The organism is Glycomyces salinus, from assembly GCF_016428645.1.
Classification (GTDB): Bacteria; Actinomycetota; Actinomycetes; order Mycobacteriales; family Micromonosporaceae; genus Glycomyces; species Glycomyces salinus.
Map to the genome: position 1 here is coordinate 1 of NZ_JAELXW010000083.1, position 15,180 is coordinate 15,180.

A 15,180-nucleotide genomic window follows, 5' to 3' on the forward strand; every position below is an offset into this window, starting at 1 on the left:
TCGCCGGTAGGTGATGATCCGGCCCGAGCGGGAGCGAACCCACGCGAACGGTGTAATGCGACAGTGTGCGACCCGTAAATACCCCTCAGCCACTTCCGTGGATTGGATCACACCCCACCAATTCAGCAGACGAACTCACCCCCACACCGAACGCGAGCAAGCAGGCCGCCGAAGCACTCCGATCCCAGATCGAGGCCGACACCCTTGCGACCAAGGAAAGCGTGGCCACCTCGGCGCGCGGGGAAACTTCGCCACGACGGGAGTGAACAACGGCGATCGGCTGGAGTGGGTAACCAGATCTGCCTAGGACAATATGGATAGCCACTCCCGAGTGATGGTGAAATCGAGATAAGCGCTGTAAACTCACAGCTCAAGAGTCCGCCCCGCGCCAGCGGGGATGAGCCCAGGTCATGGGAGCCGATCTGCCGCAGCTCCTCGTCCGCCCCGCGCCAACGGGGATGAAATCCGGGCAACGACTTCGGCGGCGTATTCGAGTTCAGGGCACCCCGCACCAGCGGGGATCAGGAGTTGCGGCGATGTGCCTCGGCACTGCATCGCCTCTACACGCGGACGTTCGTGGACATTCGAATGACAAGCCCGGACCTTCAAACCGGCAGGTCAGCTCCCCACCGAGGCCACCGGCTCCGTCTGGCGGGCCAAGTCGTCCAGCTTTTCGGCCGCCTCACCGCCTTCCGGGGCCGCCATCCACAGCAGGCGCTGCCTTCCGTCCTCTGTAAACAGATGGTGGCATTCGAGCTCGATCTCCCCGATCGCCGGGTGCACCAGCCGCTTCCGGTCGTAGCGCCGCAGCCCCACGTCCCTCGACTCCCAGAGCCCGGCGAACTCCTCGCTGATCGCCGACAATTCGGCGATCATCTTCTCCACTTCCTCGTCGTCTCCCGCCATCGCGCGCTTCGCCCGCATGGCCCGCAAGTCGGCTACGAACGACCTCGAATGCCGAGGATGGTCGACCGCCGGGTAGATCGCCCTCGCCACAGGGACGGCGAACCACCGGTACAGGACGCTGTCGGTATAGCTAGGTTCTCCGCCGGTCGCCATCTCCCCCAGCAGCAGGTCCGCCATCCGGTTCTGCGCCAGCGGCCGGTGCAGGTCGGTCATGATCCTCGCCGGAGTCCCGTCGAGGCGCCTCAACAGCGCCAGCAGCGACGGATCGGTCTGGCGCAGCGGCGCCTGCGGCGGCGGGGACGTATGGCCCGCCAGATGGAACATATGGTCGCGCTCGTCGCGGTTCAGCCGCAGCGCCCGCGACAGAGCCAGCAGCATCTGCGCGGACGGCTGCGCGCCGCGGCCCCGCTCCAGCTCGATGTAGTAGTCGATCGACACGCTGGCCAGGAAGGCGACCTCCTCGCGTCTGAGTCCGGGGACCCTTCGGCGCGGGTTCTCGGTCAGGCCGACGTCGGAGGGCCGGATCCGGTCGCGCCTCGAGCGCAGGAATGCGGCGAGTTCGGCGGCGTTCATCCGTCAATCATCCCCCGCCGTGGCACGAAGGCACGGCGCTAGAGGGGGGCCGGCAACCCCTGGGTCAACATGACCGCCTCTGACCTCGGTATTCGGGATCAAGATTGTTCCCACATCCGGCATTCGACGAAGGGAATCAATGTAATGAGCTCCGAAACCGGCACTCGCGTCGCGGTCGTCACCGGCGGTTCTCGCGGCATCGGCCGCGGGATCGTGCGGCGTCTCGCCGAGCAAGGACACTCGGTCGTGGTCGGCTATGCCGGGAACGCCGAAGAGGCCGCCGCTGCGGTCAAGGAAGCCGAGGCGGCGGGGTCCGGGGCCCTCGCGTTCCAGGCCGACGTCGCCGATGAGCACGCTGTGGCCGACATGTTCGCCGCCGCCGAGTCGCGCTTCGGCGGGGTCGACGTGGTCGTCAACTCGGCCGCGCGCCTGTCCCTCGCTCCGATCGCCGAGATCGACCTGGACGAACTGGACGCGCTGCACCGCACCAACATCCGCGGCTCATTCGTAGTCGCCCAGCAGGCAGCTCGCCGAGTCAGAGGCGGCGGGTCGATCCTGCTGTTCTCGACCTCGGTGATCGGCGCCTACTTCCCGACCTACGCCGCCTACGCGGCCAGCAAGGGCGCCGTGGAGGCGATGACGATGATCCTGGCCCGCGAGCTGCGCGGCCGCGACATCACCGTCAACGCCGTCTCGCCCGGCCCGACCGCCACCGCGATGATCCTCGACGGCAGGAGCGAGGAGCAGCTCGCCGAACTGGCCGCGGCGAGCCCGCTGGAGCGCTTGGGCCGGCCGACCGACATCGCCGAGGTCGCCGAGTTCCTGACCTCGGAACGCGGGCACTGGGTCAACGGCCAGGTCCTGCGCGCCAACGGCGGCATGGTCTGACACGGTCGAGCGACGGAGGCACCGGCCGCCCTCGGTCCCGCCGGTGGGCCGGGCCCGAGGGCGGCCCCTATTCATCGGGCCATGAGGGCGAACACGCCCCAACCCAGGTATTCGCGCTGGTATCGCACGTGCCTCGACGGGGCGGTGTCGAGTTCGGCGCGCATCTCGGCGGCCAGCTCGTCGTCGGGGTTGGCGTCGAGCCAGCGGCGGATGCTGAGCCACTGGGCCGCCGCGTAGCGGTCCCAGCTGCCCTGGTCGGCCAGGACCATCTCGACCACGTCGTAGCCGAGCTCGCCGAAGCGCTCGACCAGGTCCGGCAGCGGCAGGAAGTCGTCGCGGCTGCTCGCGTGGCAGTGCGCGACGGTCTCCTGGTCGGGCGGGTCGAGGCGCCAGTACGGCTCGCCGATGAGCATCATGCCGCCCGGCCGCAGGCTGCGCGAGAGCAGTTCGGCCGTTCCCGCCAGGCCTTCGCCGATCCAGGTGGCGCCGATGCAGGCCGCCACGTCGACCGGTTCGGCGGCGATGTAGCCGCTCGCGTCGGCGTGGATGAACTCGACCCGCTCGGACACGCCGAGCTCGGCCGCGCGGGCGCGGGCCCCGGCGGTGAAGTCGGAGCTGATGTCGACGCCCGTGCCGGTGTTGCGGTGGTCGCGGGCCCAGGTGCAGAGCATCTCGCCCGAGCCGCTGGCCAGGTCGAGGATGCGGTCTCCCGCCTCGAGCCCGATCGCTTCGCCGAGATCGGCGAGCTTGCGGTGGTCGAACGGGTTATGGATGCGGTGGCCGCTCTCGCGGATGACGAATTTGCGTGGAAGATCCACTCGTGGAAGTCCTTTGCTCGAATGAGGTGATGACGGTGTCGGTGTGGGGCCGGACGTGTCCGGCCGCCGTCGCATTGACCCTCATCAGATGCACCTCGCTCGAGTGGATCGCGTTCGCTTGCGGCTGACGCTACGGCCGCCGGCTGCTCAGGTCAATCGGTTTGCGGCGCGGTCGCGAACCGGCCCTCCTGCCCTGCGAGCCGCTGAATGCTGTCGAGCCAGGCGACCCCATGCATCCGCAGCCACGCGTCGACCGCCTCGGCCCGCGAGGCGCCGTCCATTCGCTCGGCCACGAGGCCGACGGCGGCGTCGATCAGGTCGAGACGGAGCGCCGGGTCCAGCCCGAGGTGCTGGAGGTCGGAGGCGAAGAGGTACTGCAAGTGCCGCGGCCGCTCGGCGGCGTAGGCGGCGTAGCCGCGGGCGAGTTCGGGAACGGTGGCGCCGGACCGCAGCCCGGCCAGCAGCTCGTCGGCGCAGGAGCGGTAGATCTCGGCCAGCAGGCGCTTCCGGTTGCCGAAGTGGCTGTAGACGCACATCGTCGATCGGCCCGCGGCCTCGACCAGCCGGCGCACCGAGAGGTCCCCGGCTCCCTCCCGGTCGATCAGGTCGCGTCCCCCCGCGATCAGCTGTTCGGCGACGGTCGGTGTCGGCACGGTCAACTCCTGGTCTCGTTTCGGGACGGCACTTGACGGCCCCTCGCCTCCAGCATAACAATCGTTATAGATAACAGTTGTTATTCCAACTCCTCGGAGGTTTCCATGTCCGTATCCGCAATCCGCGGCGAACTGCGCACGGCCGCCGTGGCCGGGTGGCTCAGCGCCGCGGTGATCCTGGTCAACGCCGCCGACCATGCCGGCCTGCTGCCGTCCTCGGCGCTCACCCAGCTCGTCGCCCCGCTGGCGCAGATCTTCGCGATCGGCCTGGTGCTGGGCCTGTACGCCGCCGCCCGCCGCGACGGCGGACCGCTCCTCCTGGTCGGCCTGATCGCCAACCTCGCCGCGCTCGCCGCCCTGTCCGGCGTCGAGATCGTGACCAACCTGGTGTTCGCCTACCTGGACTCCGCGCAGATCGACGAACTCCTCGCCGGTCCGCTCAACATCGCACTCGTGTCGATATCGATGCTGTTCATCATTGCGACCCTGGTGTTCGCCGCCGCCCTGTGGCGCAACGCGGGAGCCCCGCGGGTGCCGCTCGTGCTCTACTCGGTCGCGGTCCTGCCCATCGACCTGCGCCCCTTCGTCCCCGAACTGGCGCTGCAACTCTCGCTGGCCCTGCTCGCGACTGCGGTGGCCTGGCTCGCGGTCGCGCTCTGGAAGCGCGCGGCCGAAGCCGCCTGAGGAACCGAGAACAGAAAGCGGCCCGGACCCAGGGGGTCCGGGCCGCTTTCAATGTCCTGCTGGAGCCGGCGACAGGATTCGAACCCGCAACCTACGCATTACAAGTGCGCCGCTCTGCCAATTAAAGCTACGCCGGCGTGACCCCACGATTGTACTGGTCCGACCGAGCGCCCCTGAAATGGCCGAGCTCACGGCTCACAGCACTCTTCGCAGGGCAGAGGGCGCCCGGCTCATTCCTCGGCCGAAGCGAAGCCGAGGTCGTCGAACAGGACCGTGGCGGCGCCGACGCCGTCGAAGGCCAGCGATACCGTCTCGATCTCGGTGGGGTCGAAGGCGGGTTCGGACTGGGCGAAGGCGGTCAGCGGCAGCGAGTAGGTCTGGAGGACCGGTTCGGTCAGGGCGGCCGGATGCATCCAGGCGGCCTTCAAATACTGGCCGTTCACCAGCGTTTGCAGCGGCATGAAGTCGGACAGCGGCACGGCCGCGGTGTCGCCGCCGGAGTCCGTGAGCCTGACGGTCGCCTCGGGGACTGCGTCGGTGTCCTCGGTCGCCGCCAGCGCGTCGAACACCAGCAGGTCGGCTCTGGTCGCCGGGGCTGTTTCGGCGGTGACGGCCGGGTTCTCGGCGCCGGCCTCCCAGGACAGCTCAAAGACCTCGTCCTCACCTGGGCCGCTCCGCAGCGCCAAGGGACGCGGCCCGCCCTCGACCGCTCCGGCGGCGGTGATCGCTGATTCGTCCACGTAGGCCGTCTCGGAGTCGGCGTACTGGTTGACGTACTCGGCCTCGGGAAGGTACGGAGCGGCGGCGCGGTGGTCGCGCAGGATCGCGAGCCGTTCAGTCTCGCCGCTCAGCGTGCCGCGCAGGTACGCCGAGGCGTAGACCTCGGCGATGCGCCGCTGGTCCTCGGCGGTCATGAGCGTTCCGGTGTCCAGGAAGTGTTTGGGAAGGCCGTTGCCCACCTCCCCCACCGGGAGTTGAAGTGGCTGTGATCGGCATGTCCGATGTATAGAGCGGACTTGACGTTCGGTTCGGCTCCGGTGAAATCGATCCGCTCGTACTGGTTCAGTCCACCGAAGGTGTTCACGTCGACGTCGTGGGAGCCCTGGATTACCAGGTAGTTGACATCCTGAAGCCGGACCGGGTCGTCGTCGGGCAGATACTGCCCGTCCGAGGGGGCCAGCGCCAGCAGCGATCGGATGGCGATGCCGTCGTATGCGGCGACCTCGGTGGCAGTCTCGCCGGGGAGGCCGCCTCGCTGGGACAGGTAGGTCGCCACGGCTATGGCCTCGCCGCCGCGCGAGTGTCCGATGAGGCCGATGTTCTCGGTGTCGACCTTGCCCGCGAAGGGGTTCGAGGGGTCGCGGTTCCATTCGTCCCAGACGCGGAGGTGTTCGAGGAGGAGCCAGCCGCGGGCGGTCTCGACCCCTCTCAGACCGCCCGAGCGGTCGAGCGGACACGTGTTGAGGAAGTTCGCGTCCACAGCGGCGACGATGAGGCCCTGCTCAGCCAGTGACTCGCCCAGGTACGCGAATCCGTCAGGTGAGGGAGGCCGTCTAGAACGGGCCTGGGGCGGCCGGGTCGGCGGCGAGCCGGCACGACGGGGCCCGCCTCCGCTGCGGCGCCAGGTGGGCCTTTGGTGGTGGTGGTCGAGAGTCACATCGCGGGTGCGACGAGCAGGACGGAGGCGGTCGCCGCGGCGGCGACGACGCGTCCGCGGCGGCCTTTCCGCGAGGTCGACAGGAGCGCGCCAACGGCGACGCCAAGCGTCGAGCCGCCGACCGCGACCAGGATGACCTTGGCGTAGCGTGATCGACCTCCTCACGGCACTCGCAGTTCATGTAGTGGTTCTCGGCGGGCAGCGTACACTGCTGGCGGCATGGCTGCGGCCATCGCGCACAACGTCCCGAGCGCTGCCACAGCAGAGGTGAAGCCCCAGCCAGGGAACGGTGAGTTGAGCATGGCCGAGATCATGGTTGTGGCGACGCTCGCCGTCACCGCCCCCATTCCTGCAGTGATGCCAACCTGGGCTAGCAATAGTGCGATAATCAGACTCCGTCTCGCGCCTAGAGCTCGGCGGCGGCCGAAGTCCTTACGGCGCATGATGGCCAACGCCAGGATATTGATGCCAATCACCAATGCCGAGACTGCGAGGATTCCCAGGACAGTGGTACGGCCATACTGACCCAGTTCACCGGAGACTGCGCTGCGGACGGCAGCCAGTTCGGCGGAGGTTTCGATCGAGACTGCTTGGAGATCGGCGTCTGATAGGTACTCACGCAGCACTTCGGTTAGAGCCTCAACCTGCCCCGGAGAATCCGCTTGGACTACCAGCAGCGATATTGGCGCGTCTGGGGTTGTACCGGCTAGGGCTTCTTCGGTAGAGGAAGGCACCACCACGATACGGTCCATGAAACCTAGATGTTCAGGTATCGCGATCGAGCCGATCACTTCGAGTTCGAATCCGTCTGCATTTGTCACAGCGCCAACGCCGTCTCGCAGTCTGAGTGTCTCGGATGCTACATCCGAGGCAATCGCGGCATTGGGAACTCCATCGAGCTCGATTAGACGATGTCCCCCCAGTTCCCCAAAGGCAGTGCGGGAGGGTACAGGTTCGCCGTCAGGCACGTGCGCATTGCGCACGTCAGTAACCGGTCCGAAACCAGCCAATGACTCGATGCCGTCGATAGTCACCAACCTGTCCAGCAAACCAGCGGTTAGGGATCTGGTGTCGGAGGAGCGAACAGTAATTGAGCGGGTCCCTGCGGCGTCAATCGCTTCAAGTGCGGCTTCTTCGGCAGCGACGGTTCGTCCGGTCGTCAACAGCACCGCAATGCACATACCGGCCACGACAGCAAAAGTGAGCCCGCTCGCGACCATCTGGCTGCGAGCAGAGGCGGCGGCCTCCCTTAGGATCGCACGTTTCATGAGCTTACCTCCACGATTCGGTCGCATGCAGCAGCGATATCGTGGTTGTGCGTGACGATAATGACCGAGTTACCAGCTGCAGCGTGCTCGCGTAGCACCGAGACCACCAGCCGGGAGGTGTCAGGATCCAGGTTCCCGGTGGGCTCATCGGCCAAGATAATGGCGGGGCGGGCTAGTAGCGCTCGACACAGTGCGATTCGCTGGGCTTGGCCTCCTGAGATCTGACCTGGACGATGGCGTGAGCGCAATCCCACACCGAATCGATCCATCAGTACCTCGGCAGCCGCAAGTGCTTGGGCACGTGGCTGGCCACGGTAGAGGGCGGTCTCAGCAATATTATCGATGACAGTGCGAGTCGGGTCGAGCGCGGCATCTTGGAACACGAACCCGAACTCGGTCGCTCGCAGGTCCGCACGCCGAGCATCAGGGAGGTCCGAGACTGGCTCCCCCTCCAACAGGACCTGGCCAGCTCCAGGCCGGAGCATTAGACCGAGCAAATAGAGCAGGGTGGACTTGCCCGCACCGGACGGGCCTGTGACCGCGACGGTTTCACCAGAATAGAAAGAGGCAGACCACTCAGTGAGGATCGGCTCGCCGGATCTATAGGCGAACGACAACTCCTCGGCCGCGAGGAGAGCGCTCATCCCTCATCTCCGCCAGGGACACGGACACGCTCGCCTGCCTCAACACCGTCGACGACGACAGTGCCCTCAGCCCCTGCCAGGACCTCTACGGGGATAAATTGGCCACTCTCAGAAACGACAAAGGTCTCGCCAGTTGCATCTGTGGTGATCGCGGCAGCTGGCACGGTCACCCCGTTGGTTTCTGGAACGGTGTAGATCGTAGAGGCCAGAAGCGTCGGATCACCGAACTGGATCTCATCACATTCCTCCCCGCAGATCGAATCACCCTCAGCCGCGTCAAGGCTCGCGGTGTAAGCTTCATTTTCACTGACTTGAACATCATTGATAACAGCATGCCAAGTAGCTCCCGAAGCCACGATGTCCACCGACATGCCCGGTTCGATCAACTGTGCCTGCCTCTCAGGCAGCTCAATAGTGAAATCGGGACTGGGAGGGACCAGTTCAACTGCGGTGGCCCCGGGGCCAACCACTGAGCCAATCTCGATATCTTCAGCGAGGGACAATCTGGCCGGAAGCTCAGGCAGAAAGAGGATTGCACCTGCATCAACCGAGCCGGTGATATCGACCCCAAGATCCTCCTGCCACGAACGGACTGCCCAACGCACACGGTAATCGAATATGCCGTCTACCTCATCGTCATAATAGTTCTGGCGAGATAGAAACTGCTGCAATTGGACGACATCTTCGCCTTCATCGCCGTCAGCAAGTGTACGAAAGCTGGGTATATCGCCCTCAGCAACAATGACAGGCTCAAGGTCTACTGTGAATACAATATCCCCTAGATCCACCATGTCACCACCCGAGACCATTATCTCGGTAACTATGCCAGATGCCTGAGTTGAGAATGAATTTATAGCCGACCAACTCGCGGCCACATTGAGCTGCAACGACTGCTCAACTGAACCAATAATGGCCTCGGCGAGGATGTATTGTTCCACCTCAACGTCATCACGATCAGGTCCGGAAAACACTTGCCAGAAAGCCCAACTGCCGCCAACAAAAACCACGAGGGCGGCCAAGACCATTGAAATGGGGTATCTTGAGAAGGATTTCAAGTACATTGGTTCCTGTGTATAAATGATTGCGGCAGAGGCTCCCTCTTACTGACACGTAATGCGGCAACCGCCGATTTTCCTGGTCAAGTACTTCAACGCATCCGGGAATAACGAATAGCCTTGGTATATTAACCTGTAGACACCACGTCAAAAGCTCGGAACGCTTAGCACTAGGATGAACCGTTCAGTTAAAGAGTACGGATTCAGAGCTGTGGTATATCACATTCACTATAAGCTTGATCTAGATCTGAATCTGATCCGGTCAATTTTACTTGCTGCATAGGATCCCATCCAAGGTCAATTGGAACCTGCTGCAATGCCTCGATTGCTGACTCTCTACTAGGGGGATCTTCGACCGCATAGCCAAGGTTTTCAATGCATGTAGCTGCGTCGAGAAATCGATCCCATATCTCTTCGGCTTGCTCCGCAGAAATTGGCTCTCTTGGCAGGTCGTATCCATACTGACTTTCGCATTGGCGCATGTCTTCGTTGTATTGGTCGACCTGTTCGTTGGGTAGTTGCCTAATTGAGATCCTTCCGTCAGAACCAATCTCCACGTCCCATCCCAAATCAGTCAGGCAGTTCTCCATATCCTCAGGCCATTGGCTAGCCGGTGGGGCATATGAATTTTCCTGGGTTGTAGACGAATCTTGCTCAGAGCAACCGCAAAGCAATGTAAGCAGGAGAACAGTAATGCACAAGCCGCGATACATTCAGTTTCCTTCTTGGAATAAGGTTCCGTTCAAGTGTCGCGATCTGGTGGTCGAGCGCTGAGTAATCAAGGCTCTCGACTATACAGCCGTTACTTGAACGAGCTCGACCACCAGGTTTAGCTGTTTAGCGAGTTCTCGGTATGCCTTCATACCGACCATCCGCTAGTGAAACCGACACCCCGTGTAGCCGTCGTGTACATGGCCCGCAGTAACGCTGGCGTTCTGAATTTCAGCGTCATTGGTGCGTGTGGTACGCCATGCCAGTGTGTACGAATGCCAGGTATCAGAATCGGTGAATCTTCCGACGTACCACTGGTGCTTGATGTCTCCGCCGTTATCCACTCCGGTTGCTTCTGAGGCTATTATCGCGTAGTAGCCGTTGCCGGCACAGGTCCGGTCGCCGAGACCCTTGGTATGTACAGCGTGTGCAGGACTCGTTGCGAACAAGACCATGAATACAGTCGCCACGAGAGCGGAAACCGTCCCGTAGAAGCTCCTCCGTTTTCGCACTGAGTTATGCTGTTGATTCGACCGGCGGTACATGGTCAACCTCCCTGTCGTCGGTTGTGTTCGGTGTTTGTCGGGTGCTGCAACACCCGACAAACACTCAGCAATTGTGCCTTATGCGACACTAACAGTGATCCTATTGCGACGCAAGCTCGGACGTCGTGTTTATTGAATCGTTATATTTGCGTGGTTCATCGGTTGCCCTGGGCGGCAACGTATCCTGAGGGCCGGTGGCGCTCGTTCGGCTGTGCATGAACGACTCTCGTCCCTCGTACCCCTCGGACGGGTCGGACGCGAAGTGAGAACTGCTCGAGCCGGTGGTAGCTAAATGACGGAGCGACCGCGTCGCGGCCGGTCTCGGCCTGTCCGGTGCGAAGTACCAGCTCAGGGACATCGTGAGCGCGATTCTCTATGTCAACCGCACCGGCGTGCAGCGGCGGTACCTGCCCCACGACTTCCCGCTTCACCAGACCGTCTACTGGTACCTTGCGGCCTGGAACCGCGACGGCACCGCCGAGCGCCTCCACGGCCTGCTGCGCACCAAGCCCCCTCAGAGCCACGGGCCGCGCGACCCGCCCCAGCTCGGCGATCGCCGACGCCCAGTCCGTGAAGAGCTCCGCGAACGTGCCCGAACACGCTCAGGGGATCGATACGGGCAAGCGGATCAAGGGCCGCAAGCGCCAACATTGTCACCGACATGCTCGGCTCGTCCTGGTCGTGATCGTCACCGCTGCCAGCGCCTCGGACACCGCCGGTGGGCGCGACCTGGTCGACCGCCTCGCCGTCGAGCACCCGAGCGTGGCGGCGCTTCTGGTCGCCAACGGCTACTGCACCACCGTCGCCCAGCACGCCTACGAGTCCGGGATCGACCTCCAGGTCACGCCGAAACCGGGCGGGGCCAAAGGGTTTGAGTCGACACCACGGTGGCCGGTCGAGCGAACCTTCGGATGGTTGATGCGGCACCGGCGCCTGGCTCGCGACTACGAGACCCTGCCCGAGCGGTCAGTCGGCCACATCCACTAGACCATGATCGACCTGAAGAGCCGAAGACCCAGTGGACGGACCGAACCCTCCTGGCTGCCACCACCCAAAACCAACAAATTATCAGTTAGGTGCATCAAACACCCTCTTTGAAGGACCGGGTGTCAGTCCTCTCGGAAACGGTAGATCTGCATGCCCTCTTCGGTGAAGCAGGCCAGGTGGGTGTCCGAGGGCGAACAGTCGTAGGTGGCCAGGCTGTCTCGGAGGGTCTGGCGAACGCCGTCTCGGGCGCCGAGTCCAATTACCGGACCGGAGTCAAGGCCGGAAGAGCCGACCCAGGACAGGGCACTGCCGCCGTCGATTGCAGCGAAAGTCTCGCTCTTCCGCTCGCCGACGATCTCGAAATCCTTGTCGTAGACCTGGGTCACGATGTTCTCGCCTTCGTAGAACTCGGCGAGGTAGCCGTCGCCGACGGCCTCAATGTCGTAGTAGTCCCCGTCGTCGAAGGAGTGGACGACACTGGCTTCGTCGGCATCGAAGACGCTGAAGGTATGGGTGTCGTCGGCCGCGTCAGGGTCGGTTTCGGCGATGCAGACGCGCTGCTCCCCGCACATCTCGATCCAGACGGCGTCGACCTTCTCGTCGGCGCTGGGGTTGCGGACCCGATCAGAGCCGACCGGTTCGAGGTTCGATTCGAAGTCATAGACGTTGATGGTGTACCCGGTCTCGCTCTCGACGGCGACATACATCAGTCCGTTATAGGCGTAGTAGATCGAGTCCGGGGTCTCGACGGGGTCGAACTCGGAGGCATCGCCGGACTCGATGTCGTAGAGGTGGACCGCTCCGTCGTCGGTGACCGACCAGAAGCGGCCGTCACCGATGAGGGGAGCGTATCCGCTGGTCAGGTCGTCTTGGGGCCGGACAGAGCCCCAGTCCGAGATGGACGGCGCTTCATCACCGGAGCCGGTGCTCCAGGAGGCCGTCTCGTCGCCCGATCTGTCGTAGACCAGGATGCTGTCGCCCTCCTGGAACGCTAGATGGTCGCCGTTACGATTGGCGGTGTCGGCGCCGTTCTCGATCTCTTCGAGGATCCTGCCGTTGCTCCAGTCTACGAAAAACCACGTGTAGACGTACTCGCCGGAGGAGTCGTTGTACACCTCCTGCCGGAAGGCAATGAGCTCCTCGGAGACGTAGAAGTTGCCGTCCCAGCCTTCGCCGTCAATGACCAGCTCGTCGTCCCACAGCGCCTGGCCGTCCGTGCCCATGGCCTGGAGATGGAGCTGCTCGGTGTCGAAGCTGCCGGTGGTGTAGGCGAACAGAGCGCGGTCGCCGCGCACCCGGACCTCGTAGAGGCTGCTGCCGACGTTCTCGGGGTCGGCGTAGGCGACCGGGTCGGCGACCGCTTCGAGTTCGGTGAACGGCCGCTGCTTGTACGGGTTGGTGAAGTACAGCCACACCAGGGGCCCGGCGACGGCCAGGAGCGCGAGGACGGCGACCAGGGCGATGATCTTGGCGCGTTTGCGTTTGCGCTGCTGGTCCTGTCCGGGCATCTGGAGGCCGAGGGTGGCGTCCTGCGGCGGGGCGTGCGGCGGGAGGCTGCCGGTGTGGGGGGCGGTCGGCTGCTGCGGGGGCGAGGCGGGCGGGGAGGCCCCGTTCGGCGGGGTGAGCGGGGCCGGGCCGGACACGGCGACGGCGGCGCCTTCGCTGACGGGCAGTTCGGGCTGTTCGAGGACGGCCGGGGCGATGCCGAGTTCTTCGTGGAGGACCTTGGCGACCAGCGGCATGCGGCTGGAGCCGCCGACCAGGAACAGGCCGGCGAGCTGGTCGGGCGCGCGGCCGGTCAGGCCGACCACGCGCTGGGTCTCGCCGACCGCGCGCGACAGCAGGGGCCTGGCGAGCTGGTCGAGTTCGCCGCGGGTGAGGTGGAGGGCTTGTTCGAGGCCGGGGACGGTCACGGGGGCGACCGAGGAGCGCGAGAGCATCTCCTTGGCGCCGCGGACGTCGTCCCAGAGGGTGCGGCGGTTGCGCAGTTCGGAGGCCGAGGTGGGCTGTTCGAGGCGTTTCCACAGCTCGGGGTCCTGCTGTTTGACCGTCTCGCCGACGTGGGAGACGAGCGCGGCGTCGAAGTCGAGGCCGCCGAGGTCGGCCAGGCCGCCGTCGGCCAGGACGGTGAAGGCGCCGTCGGGTGCGCGTTCGACGGCGGCGATGTCGAGGGTGCCGCCGCCGAAGTCGAACACGGCCAGGGCCTGGCCGGGCGCGATCGGGTGGGACAGGCGGGTCGTGTAGTAGTGGGCGGCCGCGACCGGTTCGGTGATGATCTGGACGGGCGCGTACCCGGCCTGGGCGGCGGCGTCGTGGAGGGCGGCTCGGCGCCGCTCGCTCCAGGCGGCCGGGCAGGTCAGGACGGTCCTGGGCAGGCCGCCGACGGCTTCGACGCATTGGCGGGCGACGCGGGTGAGGATGGCGGCGAACGCGGCGGTCACGGGGATCTCGCGGTCGCCGAGCAGGAGGGTGCCGTCGCCGATGCGCTGCTTGGGGTTGGGTTCGAACCTCTCGGGCGCGGTCGGGCCGAGCCGTTCGGCGTCGCGTCCGACGTGGATGGTGCCGGCTTCGTCGAGGAAGACCGCCGAGGGCATGACCGGGGAGCCGTCGAACAGCAGGGGCCTGGTGCGTCCGTCGGGCCACACCACGACCGCGACGGTGTGGGAGGTGCCGAGGTCAACGCTGAGGAGGTATTCGGCCGACATGCTGGTGCTTACTCCGGAGTCTCGGGTTCGGGCGGTGGACCTCAGATTATGGGGCGGGGTCTACTGTCGCTGACGGCGGACCTCGGCGAGGGCGACCGAGGCGGCGACCGAGGCGTTGAGCGACTCGACCTCGGAGGCGATCGGGATGCCGACGCGGTAGTCGCAGTGCTGCGAGACCAGGCGGGAGACGCCCTTGCCTTCGTCGCCGACGACGAGCAGCAGCGGGTCGGACGCGACCGGCAGGTCGAACACGTCGGCCTCGCCCGAGGCGTCGAGGGCGACGGTCATGTATCCGGCTTCCTGGCAGGTCTTGATGGTCTGCACGAGGTTGACGATCTTGGCGACCGGGAGGCGGGCGGCGGCTCCGGCGCTGGTGCGCCAGGCGACGGCGGTGACGCTGGCGGCGCGGCGGGAGGGGATGATGAGGCCGTGGCCGCCGAAGGCGGCCGTGGAGCGGATGATCGCGCCGAGGTTGCGCGGGTCGGTGACGCCGTCGAGGGCGACCAGGAGCGGCGTGTCCCCGGAGGTCTCGGCGGTCTCGAGGAGGTCGTCGAGCCGGGCGTACTCGTACGGTTCGATTTCGAGGCCGATGCCCTGGTGGAGGGCACCGGCGGTGCGCCGGTCGAGGTCGCGGCGGGCCATCTCCTTGACCGGCAGGTCGCGGTTCTGGGCGATGCGGACCGATTCGGCGACGCGGTCGTCGAGGTCGGTGCCGTAGGCGACGTAGAGGGCCGTGGCCGGGACCTTGGCGCGCAGGGCCTCCAGGACGGGGTTGCGGCCGAGGATGAGCTCGGGTTCGTCGTCGCGGCGGTCGCGGCGGGCCTTGGGGCGGCCGATGTTGGTGCTGCGGCCCTCCTCGGCGGCCTTGGCGCGCTCCTTGGACTGCTTCCACTGGGTCTTGCGGGGCTTGTCCTCGCCGGTGTAGGCCTTGTGCCAGGGGCGTTCGTCGGCGCGGAGGGTGCGTCCCTTGCCCGACAGGCCCTTCTTCTGGCCGCCGGTGCCCTTGGACGGTCCGGGCTTGGACGTTTTGCGGCGGTTCGGGTTGCCGCGCCCCTTGCTGCTGCTCAAAGTTTCCCCTACTCGGAA

14 protein-coding genes and 1 tRNA gene are annotated in these 15,180 nt (G+C 65.4%); 3 read left to right on the forward strand and 12 right to left on the reverse strand.

Translation table 11 applies throughout. The features are described from left to right. Positions 1-618: 618 nt before the first annotated feature. Complete coding sequence (locus tag JFB92_RS19075; protein WP_199042517.1) at positions 619-1,479, reverse strand: MmyB family transcriptional regulator; 861 nt, start codon at positions 1,477-1,479, stop codon at positions 619-621. Between the two features lie 144 nt (positions 1,480-1,623). Here JFB92_RS19075 and JFB92_RS19080 point away from each other — a divergent pair, with 144 nt between their 5' ends. After that, a complete protein-coding gene (locus tag JFB92_RS19080) occupies positions 1,624-2,367 on the forward strand; it encodes an SDR family oxidoreductase (protein WP_199042518.1) in 744 nt (247 codons plus the stop codon). 71 nt (positions 2,368-2,438) lie between these two features. Here the strand turns inward: JFB92_RS19080 and JFB92_RS19085 are convergent, their stop codons facing one another. Next, positions 2,439-3,185: an SAM-dependent methyltransferase gene (locus JFB92_RS19085; protein WP_199042519.1), complete on the reverse strand. Its 747-nt coding sequence runs from the start codon at positions 3,183-3,185 to the stop codon at positions 2,439-2,441. Between the two features lie 152 nt (positions 3,186-3,337). Then, positions 3,338-3,838 carry a TetR/AcrR family transcriptional regulator gene (locus JFB92_RS19090; RefSeq protein WP_199042520.1) on the reverse strand — a complete coding sequence of 167 codons (501 nt, stop codon included), beginning with the start codon at positions 3,836-3,838 and terminating at the stop codon, positions 3,338-3,340. A 105-nt stretch (positions 3,839-3,943) separates the two neighbouring features. Here JFB92_RS19090 and JFB92_RS19095 point away from each other — a divergent pair, with 105 nt between their 5' ends. After that, positions 3,944-4,522, forward strand: a complete 579-nt coding sequence (locus JFB92_RS19095; RefSeq protein WP_199042522.1) for a hypothetical protein — start codon at positions 3,944-3,946, stop codon at positions 4,520-4,522. Positions 4,523-4,582: 60 nt separating this feature from the next. Here JFB92_RS19095 and JFB92_RS19100 read toward each other — a convergent pair. The 7 genes from JFB92_RS19100 to JFB92_RS19130 form a co-directional block, all read right to left on the reverse strand. Next, positions 4,583-4,659 (reverse strand) — tRNA-Thr (locus tag JFB92_RS19100). A 93-nt stretch (positions 4,660-4,752) separates the two neighbouring features. Then, positions 4,753-5,436, reverse strand: coding sequence for a hypothetical protein (locus JFB92_RS19105; protein WP_199042525.1), 684 nt, complete (start codon positions 5,434-5,436; stop codon positions 4,753-4,755). Continuing rightward, positions 5,433-6,002 (reverse strand): hypothetical protein, encoded by a 570-nt coding sequence (locus JFB92_RS19110; protein ID WP_199042527.1) that lies wholly within the window; start codon positions 6,000-6,002, stop codon positions 5,433-5,435. Before JFB92_RS19110 ends, JFB92_RS19105 begins: the two co-directional genes overlap by 4 nt. Before the next feature lie 338 nt (positions 6,003-6,340). Beyond that, positions 6,341-7,447: an FtsX-like permease family protein gene (locus tag JFB92_RS19115; protein WP_199042528.1), complete on the reverse strand. Its 1,107-nt coding sequence runs from the start codon at positions 7,445-7,447 to the stop codon at positions 6,341-6,343. Next, a complete protein-coding gene (locus tag JFB92_RS19120) occupies positions 7,444-8,091 on the reverse strand; it encodes an ABC transporter ATP-binding protein (RefSeq protein ID WP_199042532.1) in 648 nt (215 codons plus the stop codon). Before JFB92_RS19120 ends, JFB92_RS19115 begins: the two co-directional genes overlap by 4 nt. Continuing rightward, positions 8,088-9,152 (reverse strand): peptidoglycan-binding protein, encoded by a 1,065-nt coding sequence (locus JFB92_RS19125; protein WP_199042534.1) that lies wholly within the window; start codon positions 9,150-9,152, stop codon positions 8,088-8,090. Before JFB92_RS19125 ends, JFB92_RS19120 begins: the two co-directional genes overlap by 4 nt. Before the next feature lie 197 nt (positions 9,153-9,349). Beyond that, positions 9,350-9,859, reverse strand: coding sequence for a hypothetical protein (locus JFB92_RS19130; protein ID WP_199042536.1), 510 nt, complete (start codon positions 9,857-9,859; stop codon positions 9,350-9,352). A 1,131-nt stretch (positions 9,860-10,990) separates the two neighbouring features. Here JFB92_RS19130 and JFB92_RS25755 point away from each other — a divergent pair. Further along, positions 10,991-11,389, forward strand: coding sequence for a transposase (locus JFB92_RS25755; RefSeq protein ID WP_233163522.1), 399 nt, complete (start codon positions 10,991-10,993; stop codon positions 11,387-11,389). A 122-nt stretch (positions 11,390-11,511) separates the two neighbouring features. On the opposite strand, the gene JFB92_RS19140 is transcribed toward JFB92_RS25755, so the two are convergent. Both JFB92_RS19140 and rlmB read right to left on the reverse strand, forming a co-directional pair. Then, on the reverse strand, positions 11,512-14,094 hold the full coding sequence (locus JFB92_RS19140) for an Hsp70 family protein (RefSeq protein WP_199042539.1): 2,583 nt from the start codon (positions 14,092-14,094) through the stop codon (positions 11,512-11,514). A 60-nt stretch (positions 14,095-14,154) separates the two neighbouring features. After that, a complete protein-coding gene (gene rlmB, locus JFB92_RS19145) occupies positions 14,155-15,162 on the reverse strand; it encodes a 23S rRNA (guanosine(2251)-2'-O)-methyltransferase RlmB (protein WP_199042540.1) in 1,008 nt (335 codons plus the stop codon). Positions 15,163-15,180 lie beyond the last annotated feature (18 nt).

What these genes read in the sequence shown, in the direction of transcription:
- JFB92_RS19075 (WP_199042517.1), bottom strand. Translation starts at nt 1,479, where the DNA reads ATGAACGCCGCCGAACTCGCCGCATTCCTGCGCTCGAGGCGCGACCGG.
- JFB92_RS19080 (WP_199042518.1), top strand. Translation starts at nt 1,624, where the DNA reads ATGAGCTCCGAAACCGGCACTCGCGTCGCGGTCGTCACCGGCGGTTCT.
- JFB92_RS19095 (WP_199042522.1), top strand. Translation starts at nt 3,944, where the DNA reads ATGTCCGTATCCGCAATCCGCGGCGAACTGCGCACGGCCGCCGTGGCC.
- JFB92_RS19105 (WP_199042525.1), bottom strand. Translation starts at nt 5,436, where the DNA reads ATGACCGCCGAGGACCAGCGGCGCATCGCCGAGGTCTACGCCTCGGCG.
- JFB92_RS19115 (WP_199042528.1), bottom strand. Translation starts at nt 7,447, where the DNA reads ATGAAACGTGCGATCCTAAGGGAGGCCGCCGCCTCTGCTCGCAGCCAG.
- JFB92_RS19120 (WP_199042532.1), bottom strand. Translation starts at nt 8,091, where the DNA reads ATGAGCGCTCTCCTCGCGGCCGAGGAGTTGTCGTTCGCCTATAGATCC.
- JFB92_RS19125 (WP_199042534.1), bottom strand. Translation starts at nt 9,152, where the DNA reads ATGTACTTGAAATCCTTCTCAAGATACCCCATTTCAATGGTCTTGGCC.
- JFB92_RS19130 (WP_199042536.1), bottom strand. Translation starts at nt 9,859, where the DNA reads ATGTATCGCGGCTTGTGCATTACTGTTCTCCTGCTTACATTGCTTTGC.
- JFB92_RS19140 (WP_199042539.1), bottom strand. Translation starts at nt 14,094, where the DNA reads ATGTCGGCCGAATACCTCCTCAGCGTTGACCTCGGCACCTCCCACACC.